Origin of the sequence: Advenella sp. (assembly GCF_052108595.1) — a bacterium.
Classification (GTDB): domain Bacteria; phylum Pseudomonadota; class Gammaproteobacteria; order Burkholderiales; family Burkholderiaceae_B; genus Advenella.
The window spans coordinates 1-3,789 of sequence record NZ_JBQEAU010000176.1 but is presented as its reverse complement, the minus strand read 5'-3'; the positions used below and the strand labels follow the sequence as shown (position 1 = coordinate 3,789).

Below are 3,789 nucleotides of genomic sequence, written 5' to 3'. Positions count from 1 at the left end.
GATAGTCGGGTAATGTCGACTCGGGTGCTTTTGCATGCAACCACTCCCGCCAGGTCACATCCTGCTCATCGCCGCCCAGCATGCCCCGGTCGCCTATCAATGGCAGACGGGCGAAATCGCCGGACTCGACCAGCGGCGCCCATGCCGGATATTGGCGCGGTGTACAGACGGCCTGATGTGCCTCTTTCATGAGGCTGTCGCACAGCGGCGTTTCATAATTACCTTTGCCATACCGGATCGCCAGATCCAGGTCGTCAAAGGTGAAATCAATCAATTTGGGCGAACTGTCTATGTCCAGCCGGATAGCGGGGTGCTGGCGAAAGAACGCAGGCAGGCGTGGATTGAGCCAGAAGCGTGCAAACGAAGGCAGTACGCTGATGCGTACTAGCAACGGATCGCGTGGATGGTGAAAGGAGCCTGCCAGAAGGTCGAACGCCTGAGACAGCTTGGGCAGCGCGTCGCGCCCATAAGCGGTCAGCACGATCCCGCTGCGCGATTGGGTAATGACGCGCTGGCCCAGGTGGTGTTCCAGCTGCTTGATCTGCTGACTTACGGCCGAGGGCGTGACGTGCAGTTCCTTTGCCGCCAGCGCCATGGATTTGAGGCGTGCAGTGGCTTCGAATGCCTTGAGGCTGTTCAGCGGAGGAAGCGGCTGGCGGATTTTCAAAAAGGGCTCTCATGGGTGCAAGTGCTCAGGTATTGTCGATTGTAGGGCTTAACCCGTATTCTGCCGACAGGATTCGTGCAAATCACTGACTATGTTGTATAAAGCGTACGTGTTGAACATCCGTTTCAGAAAACTGACGCTAGTTGGCATCCGGCATCCGGCATGCACTTTAATGTGCGGCCTATTGCAACCGTCATAACAAGAAAACGGGGTATATAAAAAACGCTCCAGTCCTGGAATGGACGGGAGCGTTTGATTCTGCCTGCAGAACCGACATACTCGGCCGGCTCTGCAGTATTGCCGATTGCAGCTTATGCCGCGTTTTTGAAGTCGCGATCTGCACGGTCGAAGTTGTCGACCACGGCCTGTGAGGGCGCTTTGGTTAACAGCGAAACCGCTATGATCACGATCAAGCCGGCAATAAAACCAGGTACGATTTCATACAGGGCGCTGCCGCTGTACTGTTTCCACAATACGACCACCAGCGCGCCGGCCACCATGCCGGACAGTGCGCCGGCTGCGTTCATGCGACGCCAGAATACCGACAGAATAATCACTGGTCCAAAGGCTGCACCGAAGCCGGCCCATGCGTACGAAACCAGGCCCAGTACCCGGCTTTCCGGGTCAGACGCAATCCAGATGGCGACCAGTGCGATCATCAGTACCATCACGCGGCCGGTCCAGACCAGCTCTGTCTGGCTCGCGTGTGGCCGTATGAATCCTTTGTAGAAGTCCTCGGTAATGGCGCTGGAGCATACCAGCAACTGGCAGCTGAGCGTGCTCATGACGGCAGCCAGAATCGCCGACAGAATCACACCTGCAATCCAGGGATTGAACAGAATCTGGGCCAGTTCGATAAAAATACGTTCGCTATTTGTGTTGACCTCGCCGGCTTGTTCCGGATGCAACTGGAACCATGCAATGCCAAAATAGCCTACTGCGACCGCGCCAATCAGACATAGAATCATCCATGTCATACCAATGCGACGTGCAGACTTAAGGCTTTTGACCGAATCGGCTGCCATAAAGCGCGCCAGAATATGCGGCTGGCCGAAGTAACCCAGGCCCCATGCCGCGGCACTCACGATTGCAATAAAACTCGTGCCTGAAATCAGGCTTGAGTAATTCTTGCCGGCTGTGGCCGCTGCCTGGTCAATGGTCGCGGTGACGGCAGACAGATCGCCAATGCCAAGCAATATCATGATTGGCGTGAGGATGAGCGCAAAAAACATGAGCGAAGCCTGGATGGTGTCGGTCCAACTGACCGCCAGAAAACCGCCAATAAAGGTATAGACGATGGTGGCGCCGGCACCCAGCCACATTGCGGTGACGTAATCAACGTGGAAAAGGCTCTCGAACAGTCGGGCGCCAGCCACAATGCCTGAGGCACAATAGATGGTAAAGAAAAACAGAATGATGGCTGCGGCTGCTATCTTGATGAAGACGCTGCCGGCCCCAAAGCGGTGATGGAAATATTCAGGGAGCGTCAGTGCATTGTTGTTGTATTCAGTGTGCATGCGCAAACGTCCTGACACCAGCAGCCAGTTGAAGTAGGCGCCGATGGTCAGGCCGATGGCAATCCATGCTTCGGACAGGCCCGCCAGATAAATCGCGCCGGGCAGACCCATGAGCAGCCAGCCCGACATGTCGGAGGCGCCTGCCGAGAGTGCCGTCACAAAACTGCCCAGACTGCGTCCGCCCAGGATATAGTCGTCAAAATTACGTGTTGAAAAGTAGGCGATAAACCCGACTGCCAGTACGACAATCAGATATATGGCGAACGTGATGATCATTGGATTTATGCCACTCATTCCTCGTTCCCTTTGTCTGTCTGTTGAAAGTGATGGATTTTACGGAAAAGTAAAACAGATGAATATAAGGGTTAACTCTTATAAATTCCGGTTAACTTTTTGATTTGATATGGATATTATTTTTTGTTTTTCTGTATTTTAACTGGGTTAACCCCAGGACTGCTCAGTTGATCAATTGCCAGGTTGTTCAGTAATCCGCTCACCCGGGAGTCCATTTGTCCGGTAGCGCGCTTGCAGCAGGTCGATAAGCTCGCTAATCCGAAGTTCCTTTCCGGGACCCGTAGATCCATGGGTTTTCAGGCTGCGCGTTCCGGCGCTATGCACAGCAACCACGCCGGTGGCCCATGGTCGGCGCGGTTGCGCAGGGAGTCAATCAATCAGGCCTCTACAGCTTTTCGCGCAATTCGTAGTCAATAACGACATCATGCGCGTCGCCGGCGCTGTTGGGGCGCAATCCCATCCAGGTGCCCAGTCCCAGCGGCGAGGCTTCGCCCAGACGAATGCCCTTGATGTCTTCTTTTTTGAGCACGACCTCGACATCCCAGTTCAGTTCGATTCCCACATAATGCCGCAGCCAGTGTGTCAGCTGTTTTGCCTTGCTTGTGCCCGGCATGAATTGATCAAATTCGGACCGGGTAAGCGGGCCCAGCAACAGGCGGAATTTATGCTGTGCATCGCGCACGGAGCTGCCCAGAATCGTATCCTGACCCAGCCCCATGCTGCCATTGAGGCCCAGTTGCTGCGATGGATGCAGTTCGATCCATTGCGGCACGAACTCCTTTAAACTGACGTTGATGTTGAAGAAGGTTTTCAGTATCTGGATAATGCCTTCCGGATTGCGCGTCTGGCGCACCAGGTGGCCGGCAAAAAAATACTTGGCGTGATCCATGATGGAATCACGCTGTTTCAGCGATTTTTGTCCCTGATTGATCAGGCTGGCAACATGACGACTGAAATTTTCTTCGGGACGATCCAGGCTGACCGTGCTTTGCGCGTCTGCCCAGGCCCGGTAAAAAAGCGCAATCAGGCGATGGTGAAAAATATCGGCAAAGGCCGAGAGGGTATGGTCCCGGTGGTGCACGATTCGCTCGCGCACGTACTCGGTCAGATGCAAGGGCAGCGGACCGTTGGGGCCGAACAGGCCATAACTCAGAATGGAGACAACGGGCGGGCCGTCTTTACCACGATCGACATCACAAATGGTCGATGGCGCAAACGCCATGGATGGTTCCTGGCGTAGTCGTACCGGTTCGCGTGAGGGCAGCGAATCGCGGCCCAGCGGCTTGCGTGTGCCGCTGCGTGCGTCCAGCC

3 protein-coding genes are annotated in these 3,789 nt (G+C 55.1%); all 3 read right to left on the bottom strand.

What is annotated here, in order from left to right; all coding sequences use genetic code 11:
* A partial coding sequence (locus ACTIKR_RS20125) for a LysR family transcriptional regulator (protein WP_442328838.1) occupies nt 1-667 on the bottom strand: 667 nt, incomplete at its 3' end.
* Nucleotides 668-978: 311 nt separating this feature from the next.
* Nucleotides 979-2,478: a sodium/proline symporter PutP gene (gene putP, locus ACTIKR_RS20120; protein WP_193088386.1), complete on the bottom strand. Its 1,500-nt coding sequence runs from the start codon at nt 2,476-2,478 to the stop codon at nt 979-981.
* A gap of 385 nt (nt 2,479-2,863) precedes the next feature.
* Nucleotides 2,864-3,789 (bottom strand): type VI secretion system baseplate subunit TssG (tssG, locus tag ACTIKR_RS20115; RefSeq protein WP_442328837.1); only part of this gene is annotated, 926 nt, incomplete at its 5' end.

Coding starts and splice junctions, on each gene's coding strand:
- putP (WP_193088386.1), bottom strand. CDS start 2,478: ATGAGTGGCATAAATCCAATGATCATCACGTTCGCCATATATCTGATT.